Below are 19,775 nucleotides of genomic sequence, written 5' to 3'. Positions count from 1 at the left end.
AGGAATTCACGTCGCTGAAGCGTAAGAGGATCGTTGATGAGGGTTTTCTTTTTGTAAAAAAGAAAAGTCGTCATGCGTGTGATGGTGCATAACGACTTGCTTAATGATTTCCTCCTTGTTCAAATGTATCGAGATACGATCGGAGCGACCGGGAACGGCTGGCGTGACGCAGCCTTCGAATCGCCAGTTCTTTGATCTGCCTGACTCGCTCTCGAGTCAGGGAAAATTGAGCTCCGATTTCCTCCAAAGTCATCGGATGTTCATGATTGAGCCCAAAATACAGAGTCACCACGTCTGCCTGTCGGGCAGTTAAGGTATCCAGCGCCTTTTCGATTTCGGCACGCAACGACTTGGTCATAAATGAATGATCAGCGGACACGCTTGACGTGTCCTCGATCCGATCAATCAGATTATCACTACCAAGTTCATCGGAAAGCGGCATATCAAGCGAAAGATGAGTGTCTGCAATCGACATGGTATAGTCTACCTCATCCTCGCTTAAGGCGAGTTCAATAGCGATTTCATCAGGGGTTGGTTCGCGTCCTAAGACTTGAGTGAGACGATCGCTCGTCTTCCGTATCTTATAGAGCTTACCCGACCGATTCAGGGGCAGTCGGACGATGCGGGAATTCTCTGCCAGAGCCTGAAGGATTGCTTGGCGGATCCACCAGACCGCATAAGAGATAAACTTAAATCCCCGTGTTTCGTCAAATCGCTTAGCTGCCTTCATCAGGCCGATGTTCCCCTCATTGATCAAATCGCCGAGGGATACGCCCTGATTTTGGTATTGCTTTGCCACCGAAGTAACAAAGCGCAAATTGGCATTAACCAATTTTTCATACGCGCACTGGTCACCCTTCCGGATACGCTGCGCCAGACGAACCTCTTCAGCAGTATCAATCAAATGCGTTTTTCCAACTTCTCGGAAATATACAACAAGCGATCGATCCTCGTCCCTGAGGCCAGGTGTCCGATCGCTTTTGGGGCGATCAGACGATCGAGCCAGTTGAGCTGATGAGCGCGTGGTGCGTTTGCGTTTTTGGCGGACGGCTAGTTGAGCCGGCTCGGACACTTCCTGAGGAAGCGCTTCGATAACGACCGAACCGTCATTTGCAAAGAGCAAACGAAGATCGCTCGCCTTTACCAAATTAACAAACGCCGCTCCGTGCTGAACCACGAACGATTGCAGCCACGAAAGTGTGACGCGATTGTCCTGCTGGAACAGCCGACTCAAAACACGCGACCAACTACGATTATATTGCCAAAGATTCACGATGCGTTGGGCAATAATGCCGCCGCCGATCCCACTGAAGGGTTCGGCTGAATCTGCCGAGGCAATGGCTGCCCCGGCCGCTATGGTCGTCTCAACCAGCGCATTGTCATGTGCTCTGACCGCGACGCCATACCGTTCCGCCAGGTATTCGAGCCAGGACAGGGCAATGTCATTGCCCAATACTGATGTCCAAATCAGCGCAATCGCCGACAAAGACAGTCCGCGGACGTGGTGCCACTCGCGCAAGAGGTCGTCCATGCGATCCTGACAACCATAGTGGTCTTCGATCCGAGCAATCAATATCAGCTCCGCACGAGTGGGGAATGGTGAAGCTCGAGACGGAATCATTCCGTCACTGGTAATAATGGTATTACGCATGAGCTACTCCTTGCTCTTCAGCACCTTCTTGGCATCGATTCCGAGCTGCTTGACGATGTATGTCCGACCCGGGGCATTCAGCTTCTTCAGGAAATTAAACTGCTTCGGGTTATTCACCAGAATCTCTTCAAAAGCACGGCCGATGGCGCCATGTGCCTTTTCCTTTCCGGCTTTGCGGATCGCATCAGTCAAGAGCTGAGTTGCCGCCGCTTCATCACCGCAAGCGGTGATAAATTTCGACAGCGGAGAATTCGCCGAGCGAGAACGGCCAGGAGACGACGCATCCTTCGACGGTTGCACCGTCTTGCCTTTCGGCTGACGCGTCTTCCGAGGGCGCCGCGTGGTCGGGGTATCAGATGAGAACGGTAAATCGCTTTCCTCTGACAACCGCTGCAGCGTCCGGAAGAGCTTCATGGCAAATGCCGGAGCATCATCCATACTGACATCATATGACGCCTGTACGTACTCCATGATGCGATCAAGGGTGATCGCGCCGTCACGGCCCAGCTGGACCGCAAGCTTCATCACATCGTGCCGACTGGTGTCAGCAAAAAACTCATCTGGATCAAATTCCCCCGCATAAACCTCAAATAGGCCTTGTAGGGTATTCTGAACTAGTTTTAGAGATTTCGGCATGATAACCTCCTTGTGGTTTTGCCGATGGTTGATGTATGGAATTACGATAAAACGAGCTGTTTTTGATATATTAGGCCATCTTACCAGCCACGGGGATTGCCGTCAAAAAGTCTGGCTCATCCGCGTCTTTGACGTGCGCAGGTTTCCGCACTATACTAACTACTTCCCAAAAAAATAAAAAACACAACAGGAGTGTCCATGACATATAAAGTATATAGGCTTCACAAACCGAAGATGCCTGAAGTTGAAGTTTCCCAAGCCCTGGGACTGAATCCCACCACCATGTACGGAGGCCTCTACCGCAAAGCAGATATGATTGGCACCGTCGAAAATGGCCTGCTCTCCATCAAGGAGAAATTCATCGAACCAGCTCTTGTGAAAAAAATTCTTCGTATCGCCACGCCGTTGCCTTAGCTTTCCTCGCACAAACCCAAAACCGCCGCCCCTGAGTATACTCAACGGGCGGTTTTTCATCGACAGTCTATTGCTGCTGCATCTCCTGGCGAACTTGCTCGCGAATGCGCTGTTCTTTCTCCCGGTCTTTTTTTCTCCGCCAGATTATGTAGAAAATAACCGAAACAATTAAGAGCAGCAGGATCCCCAGGGCAATGCTAATTTCCAGTACCGGCACAATCCAAAAACTGACTTCCTTATTCAATGGCTTCAATGGATTGCCATACAAGAGCGTGAGCTGGGCGCGGTACTTACCAAACATGAATCCCTGACCAAATCGTGGCGTTTCATAGAGACGTGAAGTTCCTGGCAAAACAATTTTTCCATCCTGATTGATGGCATATTGTTCAGGTTCTCCGCCAATCAGGTCGTTGATGATTTTGATGTTACCGTCTGGCTTCTGATGGGTATTCCCCTGATTGACCACCTCCAGCAGGAAATCCACGGGTGGTTTCGTGAAGAATGTTTTTGGCGTAAATGTTTTTTTTCGCTCGGCTAATGACGTCTGCGGATCTGTATTGGCAAAATGTCCGACTTGAAAATCGGCATCAATCGTATCAATCGTCACGCCTGACACTTTGAGAAAAATATCTAAAGCCACGTTAGCACCGATGATCACTTCCGTACCTTCTTCTTCAGCATCTTGAGGCGCACGCGTGCGGAAGACTAATGAAATGAGATGGGTACCTGGCTCAGCATCCTCAGGCACCACAATGCGATACGGAAAGTCAACCAATGTTCCATCAGCGGGCAGAGCGACCAGCGCCTGGTCATATTGTATCCAGGCACGGTCGGGCTTGAGATCCTTCGGATCGGTCAATATTAAAGCCGACCCCTCGCGACTTGGATCCTGGGTAAAATTGTAAACCCACGGGAAAACCGTGACGCCACTCTTCGAATCGTCATACACCTGAACAACCTGTTCAATCGTTTCGCCGGGATCTGCATTAATCTCGAGGTTCAGCTGTGAAATGGTCACAGCCTGCGCTTGGCTGACGTGTCCAAAAAGAAAAAAACCAGTCGCGACACAAACGCTGATGGTCAGCCAAAAAAGAAAATGTGTGTGCTGTCTCCTGGGTACCTCCATAATAGTGAAAAGTATAGCGCAAAAAAATAATTTAGACAATAAAAAAGCATGCCAGGTCTGTACTCCAGGCAGGCAAAGCCGAAGGTTATTCGTTGATTAAGCTAGAAATTTCCCGTGGCCGTCCAGGTCACGATATGTGAGTAGAGAAACGCTGGCACGGTCGAATCAATGGCTACTTTATGCGTGACGGTAATATCTGCTCCGGCAATATCATTTTCAGCGGCAGTGGTCGCGACGTTAGTAGGCGAGGTAGGTACGGCAGTTGCGTCATCCGTAAAATTACCCTGCTCCGTCCACCCGACATCAGAGGCCAAATCAATACCATATTCCTCCGTACCGGCGCTTATCGCTCCCGAATCCTCAACATAGGCGGCAATTGTATTCGCACCATTCCGCAGCTGGCCGTCGCTGGTGAGCTGCAACGTGGCGCCGCTTGAAGCATTAGTGCCAACATTCACATCGTAATTCCCTTGAGCCACGGTGGTTGTTAACACTGTCCCCAAATTACAACTCGTTACACCAGCGGTGGTCGTGCAGCGGGTGCCATCAGCATTATTCACAGTTAATGCTAGATTAGACAATAGTTGAACTGACACCGTCACATCGTTTGCATTACCCACGTAGGCGATGCCCGCACCCGCATCCTCAGTCGTCGCAACTGCAACTGAATAACCATCAGCTACCGTCGGGTTGTTGGGATTATTAGCGCCGCCATCGCCGATCAAACACGTCACGGTCGTGGCACCGGCACCAACTGTCGTAGCAGTAAAAGCAACGTTCATGGCCACGCTGGCACTCGCCGCATTGACCGCCGTCGCTGTATACGTTTCACCCGCACCATTATCACTACAGCTAATATGACTAGTCGTGATACCGTCGAGCTGCCATTCATCACCAGTCGTATCCTCCCCCAAATAAATCCCAATCGTCTCGCCGTTCGATAAATTCCCTACTTCAAATGAAACGGTGACACGCGCATCAGTATTAACTGTTTCATTACTTAATGACACCGTAACACTATCTAAACCAGCAGCATCTAAACGTGGTAAATAATAACGTACGCCAAAAGCAACAACCGCAAAAACAATTACCAGCGTCAGTAGATCGTGTTCAAAACGAAAGAGCCGGCCAGTTGCTTCATCCCGGAGCCGGATGCCAAAAAAGCTATGAGTTGTTTTTTTGGTTTTCATTTTTATTTTTGTTTGAGGCCACTAGAAATTTGCTGTCGCCGTCCATGTCACAATGTGTGAATAGACCAGCGCAGGAACCGTAGAATCCACCGCGACCTTGTGCGTTACGGTCACATCATTGGTATAGGCGACTGCCCCTGCTGTCGTAGCCACCGTGGCCGGCCCGGTCGGAATAGGCGTATCATCATCATTAAAGTTACCCTGCTCCGTCCATCCGCCATCTGATGCGACGGCGATGCCGTAATCAGTCGTTCCTGCTACGATCGTATCATTTTCAGTAGCATCAGCAATCTCATTTGCGCCATTACGCAGATTGCCATCCTCGGCGATCTGTAAAGTAGCTCCACTCGTAGCGTTGGTACCGACGTTAACATCATAATTCCCTTGACCAACGGTAGTGGTCAGCACGGTACCGAGATTACACGAAGTTACGCCTGATGATGTAGTACAATTCGTGCCATCCGCATTATCAATCGTCAGCGTCAAGTTGGGCAATACATTCACCGATACCGTAACATCGTTTGCGTCACCGATGTAAATAATACCAGCTCCAGAATCAGCGCTGGTAACCACCGCAACAGAATAACCATCCGCTACTGTGGGGTTCGTTGGATTTGGAGTGCCGTCACCAATCACGCAAGTGGTAGTCGTGGCGCCAGTACCGACAGTCGTAGCCGTGATCGCTGTGCGCATCGGCAGAGTGGCTGATGCGGCATTTACTGAACCAACGGTATATGTTTCACCAGTTCCATTATCTGAACATGAAATATCTCCAGTGGCCACTGCATTTAATCCCCACTCATCACCGGTCGTATCCTCTCCCAAATATATTGTAAACACCTCGCCATTTGAGAGCACAGAAGATTCAAAAGTAACGGTCACCGCAGCAGCAGCGCCGGTGGCATCAGAACCTTCTGGTACCGAAGCGGTCACCGCATCGATACCAACCGCTTTTACCTGCGTGCCCGGATAGACTAAAATTACCCCAAGCATGGCAATCAGCGTGACGAGTGTGGCCACCCGATTCAGATTGGTCGTTGTTTGGGAACTAAAAACCGCAGCTATGACTTTATGTTTCATATGATTTTTGTGTTGGTTTTTTGAATATTGGTGTGCAAAAACGCACAAATTTCCTATATTCTACTATCATTTTAGCACTTTTCACGCCTCTTGTCAATGATTTAATTAAAAATCGCCCGTGCACGTCACCGTCACGATATGTGAGTAAGATAACCCCGCTGTTGCTGAAGAAATCGCCGCCTTATAGTAGAGCGTGGTCACTCGAGCGACCGCGGTAGTATTGTAGGTAGCAATCGTTAATGGCGAACCAGACAAGGCGTTGTCCCCCGACAACTGACAATCAGCGCCAGTACAGCTAATCCCATACTCCTCGCTGCCCGTCGTCACCGCGCCATCAATCACATCATCAATGTCGCTGGCGCCATTGCGTAAATTGCCATCTTCCGCCGCGCGACAGGTGTAGCCGCTCGGAGCATTAGACGTGACCGTAATAGTGTGGCTACCACTACCGGTTATCAATGGATTTACCACACCGAGATCAATGCTATTAGCACTCACCGCTAAGGTTAAATCAGAAAACCATTTGACCGAAGCGCTATTTACCTCATTATCATTGGCTTCACCGCCTTTGCCACCGCTCCATTGCAACATTGTCCAATCAATACCACTGCCATCGGCATTAATATTGTAAACGACATTACTGTCAGTGCCGTCGCCACTCTCATCAAAAACAATTCGGAATAAACTCTTTGACGAAGTGAGACTGGTCAAGGTCAAATAGCTTGATGACGCACCGCTGGCATTATTATCAAATGACCCATCGGATAATTCGGTAACCGTGGCAGTGCTGGTCAGATTCAGCCCGCTGGCATTGAGATAATCAAAATCATAATACTGCGCATTGATGGTACCGCTGACGGTCAATCCATAGTTGCCCGTGCTCTCACGCGTGACCAGCGATCGGTTAGCGCCGGCGCTCTGCCCAAGAATTTCCAGCGTATCACCGTTATCTACGGTTAGTGTGGCGCTCGGGGCGAAACGCACGTCAGTTTGCCGCGTCACCGCTGCGCCATCAAAATCAGTGGTGTAGCTCCAATACTCGTTAGCGCGTGAATTGCAGGTGCCATAGATATTCAAGCGCCCGGCTGAACCACTATGGTCTTCGGAGAAAAGACAGCCACCCGCATCAATGGTGTAGGCCGTCGCCGCGCTGGAATCCCACATGGCAATGTCTTCACTACCACCCACTCGCAGCGTGGCATAGGTATCACCGCCGTGCGTCTTAGTATTGATGTCATACATTCCCCCACTGCCATTGAGGTAGAGCGTCGATCCAGTCCAGGTAGTATTAGCCGCGACAATTGCCTGGGAATAATTTCCCTGCACCTCCAGCGTGCGCCCGGATTCCAAAGTGAACGTTCCCGACGTCAGTGTCAGGTTGTTGGTTGTCATATTGTTTGTTTGAACCGTCCAATTGCCCGAAGCATTTGCAAACACAACGTTATTAAAACTGGAGGAGCCAGCTTCAACTGTTTCCGTAGAACCCGAACTAAACGTGACGGTTGACGTGCTTGCGGTAAACGTTCCGTTGTTATCCCATGTTCCTGACACATCAAATACACCGCTGGTCCCCGACGTAATTGATCCGCTGGCATCAATGGTAACGTTATGCGAATTCAAAGTCTGGCTGTTGCCAATAGATAACGGGTCTGATGCGGTCGCTTTTAACGTTTCATCGGAATAGCTGTTGGCCGGGTTAGCGCCGCATCCGGCGTCCGTCCCCTCAATATCGAGCACGCCCGCAGCCACACTATGCATCACATTTTCGTTGTCCGAACAGCTGAATAAATCAAGATCGGCCAGGTCGATGGTTTGGTTATCATCGCTGCCAATACTCAACACGTTGGTATTGAGCACCATGCCGCCGATATTGCCCGTACCGTCGTATTGCGCCACGCCAGTCGTTTCCGCGGTATCCACACCTTCCACAAAAACTGTGACAATATCGGTATTATTAACCGTCACGCCTGTGATCGTCCAGCTTGCGGCTAACGTCGTAGTTTGCGCTTGTAATGACGTATTGACTGCAACCCGCACCGTGCCGCCGGAACTGTTGGAAGTACCGGCAATATCGATACCACAGGTCGCTCCCGCGGAAACGCCCCAATTTGTATTGTTATCACTAGTCGATTGCGAAAACGTGGCGCAAATCGCCGCCCCAGTGTTATTAGAATCGTTCACGTCGACGTATGAAATTGAAGCTGATGTCGGATTAATAGTCCACTGATTGCCTAAACTTGTCGATTGTAACGTCACGAGCTGACCCACAGCGCCAGTTACGGTCCATGTTCCAGAAACTGTTGTTGTAGAGCCATTCGTAAAATTGATTGTTTTGGCTGCGCCGATGCTCGTAACTGAGAAGTTATTAAATGTTGTGTTGCCAGCTATTGTTGCTGCAGTAGTCGTCGTTAATGCAATCGCTCCGGAATTATGAGTGAAAGTTCCTGAATTGGAAAAATCATCACCAAAATTCGTCGTTGTCGCCGAGCTCGCCTCAAACGTGGTATTAGCAGCAATCGTTACGCTGCCCGTCACGGTGAACGCCGGGTCCCACGTATTTACCTGGAAGACAGTAGTACTTGGATCTGCCCCGGTGTTCATCAGATCGAGCGTTGAGTTGATGGTAATAGTTTGAGAACCAGCCGTCCCGACGGTTACCGTCCGTCCAGCAGTCGTGCCGCTATTATCAATTTCAACTTTCTGGTAATCAGTCCGCTGCCCCATACTTTGGTTGGTGCTCGTACTATCCATTTTGAGAATAAGACTGGAAGCTAATGTACCGGTCGTGGGGAATGCCGTAGCACTTCTGTACGTTAAGCGTCCAGGCCCGTTCATGGTCCCAGACAGCGTCAATGTCGCGCCAGTATGGGTGACCGTAATGCCGGAATTGATAGTGAACTGGTCGCCAACTGCTACATTTAATGTCCCTCCCACGGTGAAGTCTGACGTTTGAGCGGTGATTGTACCCGCCGACGAAGGATTGATCGTCAAATTATTCAGTGTCTGCCCGGCTCCAGTAATCGCGTGAGCGGTACCGGTCATATTAATAGTCGAAGTGCCAGCGGTAATAGTGCTGCCAGTCAAAACAACATTACCTTTTATCGTATGATTGGCATTTGCCAACGTAATCGTCCCGGTCGCAGTGAAGTTTTGCCATGAGGTGAGGCTTGACGTTAACGTTTTTGAGGAACCATCCATGAGTAGTGTATGAGAACCAGTAAAGGATGAGCCCCAGCACAGTGTCATATTTACATCACCGCTTGCTGTCCAGGTACCCGCATCAGCAATAAATCCAGGGTTACCATCTACCATAGTGCAAGGACCAAAAGTTCCGGTTATGTTCACCGTCGGGTCGTGCGTAGCCGCGGTAACCGTCATGCCCCCAAAATTATCAAACACAGTAAACGCCCCAGTCACATTGATCGTTTGCCCGCCTGCGGTTCCCATGGTCAACGTTCTCGTAGAGACACTATTATTATATGATTCGACGTTGCCTCCATACGTACGAGCTCCCATAATTTGACTGTTGTATTCTGAATCAAATCGCAGAATCGAAGTAATCGTGCCGCCAGTTGGGAAGGCCGCGGCCGGCTGATAAGTGAGCCGCCCCGCCCCGCTGATGGTTCCGGAGAGAGACACTGAGCCTGAAGTTCTATCGACTAATAAAGTCCTATTCACTTCGATGGCGAGCTCATCACTAGCCGCTACCGTCAATGCAGCGTATACCGTCGGATCATCCGCGCCAACATCGGTATCAATAGTAACGGTCGCCGGTGAAGATGGATCAATGGTCAGATTATAAAATTTACTGTCCGCACTTCCGGTAAACTGCCCGCCACGCAGGGTAACCGTGCCAGCCGATGGCGTAGTCATGGTGCCGTTGTTCACCCAGCCGCCGTCAACGGTCAGGTCTTCACCATTCAAATTAAAATCCTGAGCGCTATTTATAGTAAACTTATTTTTAATAGGAAATGCATAAGTCTGCGAACTGCTAATAGAACTACTGGCGACAACGGTCACATCATAAAACTGGAACGAACCGGAATTCGCATTGTACAAAATATTTGATGCCTGAGTGCCTCCATATCCCAGCTGCAGCGTACCTCCTGATACGGTGGTCGTTGTCAATGTATAAGACCCGTACACCAAATACGCGCGTGATTTCATTACCCCGCCCGACATATTGAAAGTCGTGTTACCGAGCGTACCATCAGAATTGCAATCTACGCCCCCTGAATTTCGAGCGAATTCAACAATAGCATCTGACGCTGTTTGATGAGTCCCACCAGTTAAGTTAATCGTGCCACCATTAAATCGAAAATGTGATGAGCTGGCGGTTGTCCCATCAGTCGTCCCACCGTCCAGATTAACAATTGCCCCCACTTGGGTACAAAACACACCGGCAAAATCTACATTTGCACTCGGGTCAATATCGAGCGTTCCGGTATTTACATCGAGATCACCACCGAGCGTAAACGTAGTTGAAATGGTTGCCGTTCCGCCATCTTGTTCTAAATCTCCTCCAAGCGTGTATGTCCCGCCGCTGATCGTTAAAGCGCCACCATTCAAATCAATAATATTGCCCGTTGTATTGTCGTTATGATCCATGGTATCGCTCACTGCCACGGTTCCCGCATTCATTACTAAATCATCTTTGATGACCGTCGTGCCGCTCGACAGTGTGACGCTCGCACCTGTATTCGTGGTTAAGTCTTCATCAGTGCCATTACCTATGGTAAAGGTGGGCGTACCTGATGTCTGATTGAGCGTACCAGCCACGGTCACACCGCCTGCTGCCGCGCCCGTCACGGTTGTACTTGCTATGACGTTAGCAGTCGCACTGGCGTCAATGACTAAATTGGCTCCGACCGTACTGGTGGCGGTATCGAAATCAAGCGTGGCGCTGTCATCTACATGCACGTCACCGCCCGTGGCATCAGTCGTGATAGTGCCGCCCGGATCCAGCGCATCGCCAGTCCAAATATGTAATTCCCGACCGCTTGATGTCGTCAGATTATACGTACCGCTCAGATTGGACGTATATCCGATTTCCGTATCGGCACAATTCGTACCGGAATCGTTATCGCAACCAGATAAATCTTGATTGGTCACCAAACCCGTGTGCTCATTACGAACAACTACAGCGTCTTGATATAACTTTAACCCCGTACAGCTCGGGGTGCCAGTACATGATGCGCCGTATTGGAGTACTAGCGTGCCGTCGGTAGCCGCGCCGTCAATATAAATAATCAAATCATTCCCATTGGTAGGGGTGGGGACATTAGGGATAGACCAGACACCCGACCCATCCGTGCCGTCGGTATCAGAATTTGTAGCGCCGGTTGCGGAATTCACTAGTTTAATTGCGCCTCCGCTACTATTGAGCGTGGCACCCTCGGTATGACTGGTATAAGCCGTGCCTGAGATTATGACAGTGTCATCTCGACGAAAGGCAAAATCATACGCTTTGGTCGGTAATGAAGTCGACAACGTAGCACCAGTAGACAGGTCAAGTTCATAACTCATGTTAGCTGTTTGAGTAAGCCAGGTTCCCGCATCAGTGCCATTCCACAGCTGCACTTCAGGTTTGAGATCGAGCGTCAAATCTTCGCCAAGTAAAATGATTTTTCGCGAGCTGGGATCTGCATTCAAATCAATACCAGAGACTTCATTTTCCCATGACATCCCTACGTCGGCTGAACAGGGGCCGTTAGAATTTTCTGCAGCCGACAATCCACCCGTAGCCACATTATCATCACTGGCCGTACCAGTAAGATTGCATGTTGCCGTGCCGGCGCCATCATCATCAGGTGCAATAAATACATTGCTTCCGAGTGCATGCCCAGCAATGTCAAACACCATGTACCGAACGTAAAGTTCGCTGGTCGTACCATCACGCCAGACAAAGAGCGCTCGATCCGAACTCGACCCGTATTCCCAAGCAACATCCATCGGTTGAGCATACCCATTATTGTTAATGTCTGTATCGCCCGCAGGTGTAGTCACGGATGTCCAATCTGTCCCGTTCCACATATCAACATACATGTCAGCAGAAGTGGTGCTCACCACTGCATTGTACATTGAGGCGATGTAGTTGTTATTCGGGCTGCCCGCGATACGAATCCACTGCACGGCAAGTGCTGGATTGAAAGGACTTGAATCCGCTGCCCAACCCGAGCCAGCAGTGTATGTCGAAGCGCCCGTTGTCGTACCAGTCGCATACACAATCTTCCCCTTACCTGATGTGCCCTCCCAAGCAATATCAAAATCTTGCTTGGTGGTAATCGACCCAGCAGCGGTTATGAGGGTATACAAATCGCTCCCACTATTCACCCAGGCAGTTCCATCCCAGCGCATGGCGTACACATCATTATTCGTACCATCCTTAAACGCCAATAAAATATTATTTGATCCGTAATCCGCTTCAAGCTCTACCCAAAAAGCCACCCCCGCGACATACCCACTAACGCCAGAATACGTAAGCGTTTGTTCAGCTGACCAGTTGGTGCCGTCCCAAGTGCGGTACATAATTGTGCCATTGGCAGTGCTCGAGGACTCATACACCACCATGCCATCACCAGATGTATCTTCATAAGCGATATCAAAGGCGCGGTACACGTCATTCGTCGTTCCGATGCCCGTAGTAAAATCACCGTTGGTTGGCGCACTGCCACCATTGCCCCAGGCAGATGTATTTCCGTTCCATACCTGAACATCAAGGTGCCCGGCATCATTTAGGTCCCCGCGAATACACTCATTGCGCGTCGTGCCGCACTCGATGATACTGTGGTTCACATCAACCGTCACGGTTTCGTCCGCCTGGGCGCTGGCCTCATTACCCAAATCCGTACCAGACCAGGTCCGATAGCGAGGACTGGGGCTGTTCGCGCCATCTTCGCCATAGACTAATATGCCCGTACCAGCCAGCGCATCAGACGCGATCTGCCAAACGCGCGTCTCCTGATAATTACCGATCGCCAGCGGCCCCAGAGTAAATAACGCCGGGCTGATATCAGGCGCGTCAAAGGTATAGCTCAGATGATATGTCTCACCCGCCCGCCAGTCTGCCTGCCACTCAACCGATGTGGTGACTTCATCTTCTAAATACGCCCCATCCTCACCTACCTCGGTAATAATGAAGTCGCCGGGTACCTGCTCTCGAATCATACCCTGATAATCCGCCTCCGGGGTAACTGTCAGGGTCATATGATAGGCAGCCTGCGGCCAAATACGCGATGGACCGACACGCCGGATGGTGAAGGGCGCTGTTTCAGTGACATCCACCGTGCCATCCCACGTATGGGTAACCCCGTCATACTCGGCGGTGAGTGCCATCTGATAGGTGCCCGTGAGGGTCAGCGGGGCTACCGCACGGTAGTCAGGAGCGTGAGTGACAGTCGTCGGTCCGCATTCTGCGGATCGTTCGATCGTACCCGCCGCTGAAGTGAGAGTCGTTTCTTGTCCATCGGGTGCAGTCACTACCAGCCGCATATCCGCATCACAAACCGTCACCCCGACGTCATCCACTGCGCCCATCTGAAATACTGCGGTATCGCCCGGACGATAGGTGTCTTGATCTGTATTCAACACCAAGACGCCCCAATAAAAATCTCGTTCAGTAGTTACTTGTTCCCCGTCCTCGGTTGTGGTGACGAGCAACTGATATTTCCCCGGTGCCGTAGCATACTCGTGCGGTATGGTGTACTGCTCATAGGCGCTCCTCCCGTTCGCCTGGGTTGAATTTGCGGCTAATGTTAGCTCAATATCATCGCTTGGCGTCATTAATGTCATACCATCAATGACACGTTCAACTTTCCCAAAATTAAAAATTGGTAGAATCGGTTTTTGCGCTACCTCAATCGAAAATGGCACGTCTTCGCCTGCTGCAAAATCTGATTGCGCCAGGTGGAACACTTCTGCAGAGAGCATTGACGTCTCGATCACTGCATTGGTATTACTCGCCGCTTCAATCGCCATCAAGCTTGTGACGGGAATTGCTTGTAAAATTATTATGCCAATCACCGATCCAACCACCCGAATAATACCAAGGCGGTGAATTTGAAAATACGTTTGCCGAATCTGCTCTTCTACAAAATTTATGGTGATGCGCGTTTGATGTATTTCTTGGGACGCCAAAAATTTACCACCCAGCAGCTTGAGGGGTCGTATTAGCCAAAACGATATGTTCTTAAACAAGAAAAACATGATAATTTTTATTTTGGTTTTTTCTTCCCCCCGATGCTTTTTACGACACATCGGGCTTTCCAAAAACAACAAAAATCCTAAGGAAATTTGAGGTTTTCCCTCTATTAATTTCCTTAAGTACAATGCTATTATAACTCATTTTATACCTTTTGTCAAATTGCTCCCCCCGCCCAAGCATTGTCATTGCGACGTAAAGCCGCGTGGTGCCCACGTCGCTTTACGCGAGGATGGAGCATGAGCGACTGACACGGCAATCGCAACTCGCCTACAGGCTAGTGGTACCCCACCCGATTAAATGACAAGGTGTTAGGGTCTGCTATACTGACTGCACTATGAAAAAAGTATTAGTCACCGGTACATTCGACTTGATCCATTCAGGTCATCGAAGACTACTCCACGACGCACGACTGAAGGGGGATTTTTTAACTGTAGTGATTGCTCGTGATGTAACCGTTCGCCGGGTCAAAGGCTATGCCCCCTACTTCACCCAAGCGGAACGTGTGAAAAACATGCGCGCCCTCCGCCTGGCCGACCGGATCATACCCGGCGGGAGTGGTGATAAATTGTCGGTTATCGAATCCGAGCGGCCTGATATCATCTGCCTCGGGTATGATCAATTTGCATTTACAGATGATCTAAAGAAAAAATTGGCAACACGAGGACTCCACCCACGGATAACCCGTGCTCGTAGATTTTCGGCTGGCGGATTCCGCACCGGTGGCCTGCATGCCGCTGGTTTAGTGGCACTGCACCGCCTCAATCCAAGTATCAAGATAGAACCACGCTATGCGACCGCCCGCAATTTTACTGGCAAGCAACTGTACCAAAACCGGATCATCCTGGGGCGATCCCACGTCGCCACCATGGTCAAAAAAGCGCAAGCAATACTGCAACGCCAAGGTTATGGTCTCAAAATCTGGGATTGCTACCGGCCACTCTCAGCACAAAAAATATTATGGCGCCATCTTCCGGATGAGCGGTACGTCGGAAATCCTAAAAAAGGACCGGTGCATACGCGCGGTACCGGCGTGGATTGTACGCTGGTGGACAGAAACGGGCGAGAACTCCCCATGCCGACGCACTATGACGAATTTTCGGATCGCGCACATCGCCAACACCCCGCGCATCCCACCCCCAGGGAGCGGCATGCACTGATTCTAGAAAAAGCCATGATCCGAGCTGGTTTTGAAGCGTTGCCCACGGAATGGTGGCATTTTTCTGACCCACATTGGAAAAAATACCCCGTACTTGATATCGCCATCTAACCACGCTTGCCATACTGAAAAAGCTTTGCTACACTCAAGCCTACTTATTATTCAGTAACTATTTTTCTCTCACTCGTATGCCTATTAAACACGCTGCTTTCAAGCATCTTCGCCAAACTAAGAAACGGACGGCTCAGAATAAATCGGTCAAAGGACGACTGCGTTCTGCCATGAAAGATGCGCGCGCTGCCATCACGGCCAAGGACAAGGCAAAAGCCGCCGAACTGGTGAAGGCCGCCGTCAAAGTATTGGATAAGGCCGCTCAGAATAAGGTGGTGCCAAAAAACACCGCCAGCCGATACAAATCCCGCTTGATGACGGCGCTGAACAAAATCTAGTTTTTCACGCTACACAGACGCGCAATCACCATGTCCAAGAGCACCCGCGGATCACGCGAGGTGGTTTTGAGCGCAATATCCGTATCGAGCAACTGACGGTACACATCCACTAACTCCTCCATCTGGAACTTCCGCACATCCCGGACTGCCTTTTGGGCGACAAACGGATGAATACCCAAACGATGAGCGATGGTGGCTGGATGCGGCTCGCTTTGGGCCAGCGAATGAACCTGGAGTAAAATGCGCATCTGGCGAATCAGCATCGTCAGGAGATACAAAGGTGCGGCGCCGGCCGCAAACTGATCGTGCAATAATCGAGTTGCCAGCTTACCGTCACGCGCAGCTAAAGCATCGGTCAAGTGGAAAATATTTTCATCAAAACCGCTGTGCACCATTTCCGCCACGTGCGTTTCGGTAATTGATTTACCCGCTGTAAAATTAATCAGTTTCTCAATTTCCGCCGAGACGGCCCATAAATCGCCCCCCAATCGAGTAGCGAGATCCGCAGCGGCGGCAGGGGCTATACTACCCCCGCGACGCTTTACTTCCTGTTGTATCCAACTGATCAGCTGGGTGCCCGTTAACAACGAAAATGATTCTGCCGTGGCATGTTCATCCAGAAAAGCGCGCAACGGATTAGCTTTCGTACGGCCTTTAGGGCGCGGCGCGTCGGCAGTCTCTTCTTCCACAAAAATCAGTACGTTGTCGTCATGTTTTGACTCAGACAAATAGCTCGCAATGGCCTCAACCACCGTGGTTTTCTTGATTGAGAGCAACTGTTCGATCACGATAAATCGCTTGGCTGCCAACAAGCCCCCCTGGCCAACTGCCTCGCGGAATTTTTCCAGGGTTAATGATTCGCCTAAGAGCGACGTGACATGATAGCCAGCTGGATCATATTTTTTCTTAAACCCCTCACGATAAAAAGAGAGTCGCTGGCGCAATCGATAGGTGTCCGGTCCATGCAGGAGGAATATCATACGTCGAGTGGTGTTAATGCCCCCCAATTCGGGCCGGCTTCGACTTCGGTGACGATAGGTACGTTCAGTGTGTAGGCAGTGTTCATTTTTTCCGCAATAAATTTTCCAACCTTTTCCACATCAGCCGTGGGCACCTCAAAAACCAATTCATCGTGTACCTGTAAAATCATTTTTGCTTTCGGGCTCAACTGCGGCAATTCCGCGTCAATACGAATCATCGCGACTTTCAATAAATCTGCGGCGGTTCCCTGGATCGGCATATTGATAGCCATACGCTCTGCCGCTGCTCGCACCTGTTGCATTGATGCATTGATATCAGGTAAATACCGTCGGCGGCCAAATAACGTCTCGACATATCCTTGTTCATGCGCCAGGGCTATGGTGGTGGCCATATACTCCTGAATTTCGGGATGCACCATGAAATATTTTTCAATAAAAGCACGAGCCCGTTCGCGGGACATGCCTTGGCGTGCGGCTAATCCCCAGGCGCCCATGCCATAGAGAATGCCGAAGTTTACTTCTTTTGCTTCATAGCGCTGTTGCTTGGTCACCTGTTCCAGGGGAATTTGGTTCACGTCGGCGGCGGTACGGCTATGAATATCCTCGCCATTGCGGAATGACGCAATCATTTTTTCGTCACCCGCGATCGAGGCGACGATGCGCAGCTCTATCTGAGAATAATCAGCCGCCACGATGGAAAACCCCGGGCTGGCAATGAATGCCTCACGGATACGACGGCCTTCTTCAGTACGAATGGGAATATTTTGAAAATTCGGGTCCGAGGATGACAGCCGGCCCGTCGCAGCCACGGTTTGATTGAAGCTGGTGTGAATTCGGCCTGTTTTTGGATTTACCAGAAGCGGCAAAGCATCTAAATAGGTTGATTTGAGCTTGGCCAACTCACGATATTCCTGAATTAACGGGATCAGTGGATGCCGATCATGCAATTTCTCCAGCTCGGCGGCAGCCGTGGACAGACCTGTCTTTGTCTTGCCAATGCCCTCAGTGCTGATCTTCAATCGCTCAAACAATACTTCTTTCAGCTGGGCGGGTGAATTGATGTTAAATTCTACGCCAGCCAACTCGTAAATCCCCCGTTCTAATTTCTCAATTTTTTTACCAGTTTCGCGGGATAATTTTTCTAAAAAGTCAGCATCAATCTGCACACCATTCTGCTCCAATCGTGCCAACACCGGTATCAGCGGTACCTCCATATCTTTCATCAATCCGTCTAATTCTTTTTCCTTCAGCTCAGTTTGGAAATGTTCATACAGTTGCCACGTATAATCAGCATCTTCAGCGGCGTACCATGACACATGATCAAGCGGCACCAGGTCCATGGTAATCGCTCCTTTGCCTTTACCGATCAAATCGGTAATGGGCTGCATTTCATATCCGAAAATGCTATACGCCAAATCATCCAGGCTGTGTCCGCGCGAGCCGGGATTCAATAAATACGACGCAACCATGCTATCAAACACGATCGGCTGTAGATTGATACCCACCTGCCAGAGCATGGCCAAATCATACTTTATGTTATGGCCAACTTTTTTGATGCTCTCGTCTTCAAGCACGGTCTTCAATTTTTTTATCCATTGCGGGTGGTCTTTGACGTTCAGATAATATGCCACTCCTGGTTTCCAACATACACTAATACCAAGCAGTGTGGCACGAAATGGATCAACGCTGGTTGACTCGGTGTCCACGGCAATGCATTTTTGCTTTTCTAATTGCGCCAGCAGATCCGCAAAGTCCGCATCAGTATTGATCAACGTGTACTGCGCCTGTGTTTCCCGATGCGGCTTGATAACCGGCGCAGTGGGTTGAACAGAAACGTCCTTCTGTTTCTTTTGTGGGGCAGGGGCAACAACCGCAGCGGGCGTCTCGCCAAATTCAGGTAATCGAGTCACCAGGCTTTTGAATTCCAAATGCTTGAATAACGCGTAGGCAGCTTGCTTGTCGTATGTTTTAAGTTTTGCCGCATCACTCTGATACTTGATCGGCGTGTCACAAACAATAGTAGCCAATTCTTTACTCATGCGCGCATCCTTTTCGTGCTCAGTCAGCAACTTAAGATAGCGGGGCTTAATCCCGGATTGCTCACCCTGCTTCACCGCCTCATAGATTGCCTCCAGCGTAGGAAATGCTTTCAGTAATTCCGTGGCTCCTTTTTCACCAATACCACGTACTCCCGGAATATTATCTGATGGATCACCGGCAATCGCCTTAAAATCAATCATCTGTTTAGGCGCCAGCCCGTACTTCTCCTTAAATGCGTCAGTATCAAACAGCACCGTATCAGACATGCCTTTGCGCATGGTGTACACCGAGGTGTTGTCATCAATCAGCTGGAAGGCGTCCTTATCTCCGGTCACAATGATATTGCGGATGCCCTCCTTCGTATTCAGGGTGACAATCGTGCCAATCACATCGTCTGCCTCATAGCCATCCAATTCGAAAACCGGAATGCCAAAAACCGCCAACATCTCTTTGACAATCGGGATCTGGGAATAAAATTCGTCGGGCGTTTCCGCACGGCCAGCCTTGTACTCGGTAAATTGCTCATGGCGGAACGTTTTTTTCGCCTTATCAAATGCCACTGCGATATGGGTGGGTTTGAACTCTTTCAGCACTTTCAAGAGAACGGTGGTGAACCCGTAGACGGCGTTCACCATCTGGCCATCCGCGGTGGTGAGGGTCGGCGGGAGCGCGTGAAAACTCCGATGCAGCAAGGCATTGGCGTCGATAATGAGACTAGTCTGGTGTGATGCATGGCGTGCCATAGATTCATGTATTGTACCAGCTTTACCTCGCCCGTTCCATGACAACCTCATGCACAGATCATGAACAGGTAAAAATGCTTGACAAAAGCCTTTTTTTGCGCTATAAT

At 50.0% G+C, this 19,775-nt stretch carries 11 protein-coding genes; 3 read left to right on the top strand and 8 right to left on the bottom strand.

Translation table 11 applies throughout. The features are described 5' to 3' along the window. Positions 1-100: 100 nt before the first annotated feature. A complete protein-coding gene (locus tag HZC01_02685; protein MBI5037583.1) occupies positions 101-1,531 on the bottom strand; it encodes an RNA polymerase sigma factor RpoD/SigA in 1,431 nt (476 codons plus the stop codon). 123 nt (positions 1,532-1,654) lie between these two features. Then, the gene (locus HZC01_02680) at positions 1,655-2,287 is read right to left on the bottom strand and encodes a hypothetical protein (protein MBI5037582.1); all 633 of its coding nucleotides are present in this window, start codon (positions 2,285-2,287) and stop codon (positions 1,655-1,657) included. 198 nt (positions 2,288-2,485) lie between these two features. Here HZC01_02680 and HZC01_02675 point away from each other — a divergent pair, with 198 nt between their 5' ends. Beyond that, entirely contained in the window at positions 2,486-2,701 is a 216-nt protein-coding gene (locus HZC01_02675; protein ID MBI5037581.1) for a hypothetical protein, read from the top strand. A gap of 67 nt (positions 2,702-2,768) precedes the next feature. On the opposite strand, the gene HZC01_02670 is transcribed toward HZC01_02675, so the two are convergent. The 4 genes from HZC01_02670 to HZC01_02655 all read right to left on the bottom strand — a co-directional run bounded on the left by HZC01_02670 (position 2,769) and on the right by HZC01_02655 (position 14,302). Further along, complete coding sequence (locus HZC01_02670; GenBank protein MBI5037580.1) at positions 2,769-3,827, bottom strand: hypothetical protein; 1,059 nt, start codon at positions 3,825-3,827, stop codon at positions 2,769-2,771. Positions 3,828-3,928: 101 nt separating this feature from the next. Then, positions 3,929-5,017: a hypothetical protein gene (locus tag HZC01_02665; protein MBI5037579.1), complete on the bottom strand. Its 1,089-nt coding sequence runs from the start codon at positions 5,015-5,017 to the stop codon at positions 3,929-3,931. Positions 5,018-5,038: 21 nt separating this feature from the next. Then, complete coding sequence (locus HZC01_02660) at positions 5,039-6,097, bottom strand: hypothetical protein (GenBank protein MBI5037578.1); 1,059 nt, start codon at positions 6,095-6,097, stop codon at positions 5,039-5,041. Between the two features lie 105 nt (positions 6,098-6,202). Continuing rightward, on the bottom strand, positions 6,203-14,302 hold the full coding sequence (locus tag HZC01_02655; protein MBI5037577.1) for a hypothetical protein: 8,100 nt from the start codon (positions 14,300-14,302) through the stop codon (positions 6,203-6,205). 332 nt (positions 14,303-14,634) lie between these two features. Here HZC01_02655 and HZC01_02650 point away from each other — a divergent pair, with 332 nt between their 5' ends. Both HZC01_02650 and rpsT read left to right on the top strand, forming a co-directional pair. Further along, complete coding sequence (locus HZC01_02650) at positions 14,635-15,567, top strand: adenylyltransferase/cytidyltransferase family protein (GenBank protein ID MBI5037576.1); 933 nt, start codon at positions 14,635-14,637, stop codon at positions 15,565-15,567. Between the two features lie 77 nt (positions 15,568-15,644). Further along, positions 15,645-15,905 (top strand): 30S ribosomal protein S20, encoded by a 261-nt coding sequence (rpsT, locus tag HZC01_02645; GenBank protein ID MBI5037575.1) that lies wholly within the window; start codon positions 15,645-15,647, stop codon positions 15,903-15,905. Here rpsT and holA read toward each other — a convergent pair. Together holA and polA are read right to left on the bottom strand one after the other, a co-directional pair. Then, positions 15,902-16,885 (bottom strand): DNA polymerase III subunit delta, encoded by a 984-nt coding sequence (holA, locus tag HZC01_02640; protein ID MBI5037574.1) that lies wholly within the window; start codon positions 16,883-16,885, stop codon positions 15,902-15,904. The genes rpsT and holA overlap by 4 nt on opposite strands. Further along, positions 16,882-19,668, bottom strand: coding sequence for a DNA polymerase I (gene polA, locus HZC01_02635; protein ID MBI5037573.1), 2,787 nt, complete (start codon positions 19,666-19,668; stop codon positions 16,882-16,884). Before polA ends, holA begins: the two co-directional genes overlap by 4 nt. Positions 19,669-19,775 lie beyond the last annotated feature (107 nt).

The sequence above is a fragment of the Candidatus Kerfeldbacteria bacterium genome (assembly GCA_016214565.1).
GTDB lineage: Bacteria > Patescibacteriota > Patescibacteriia > UBA10025 > JAHIVO01 > JAXDBW01.
The sequence above is the reverse complement of the archived record's forward strand: the minus strand, read 5'-3'. Positions and strand labels throughout refer to the sequence as shown.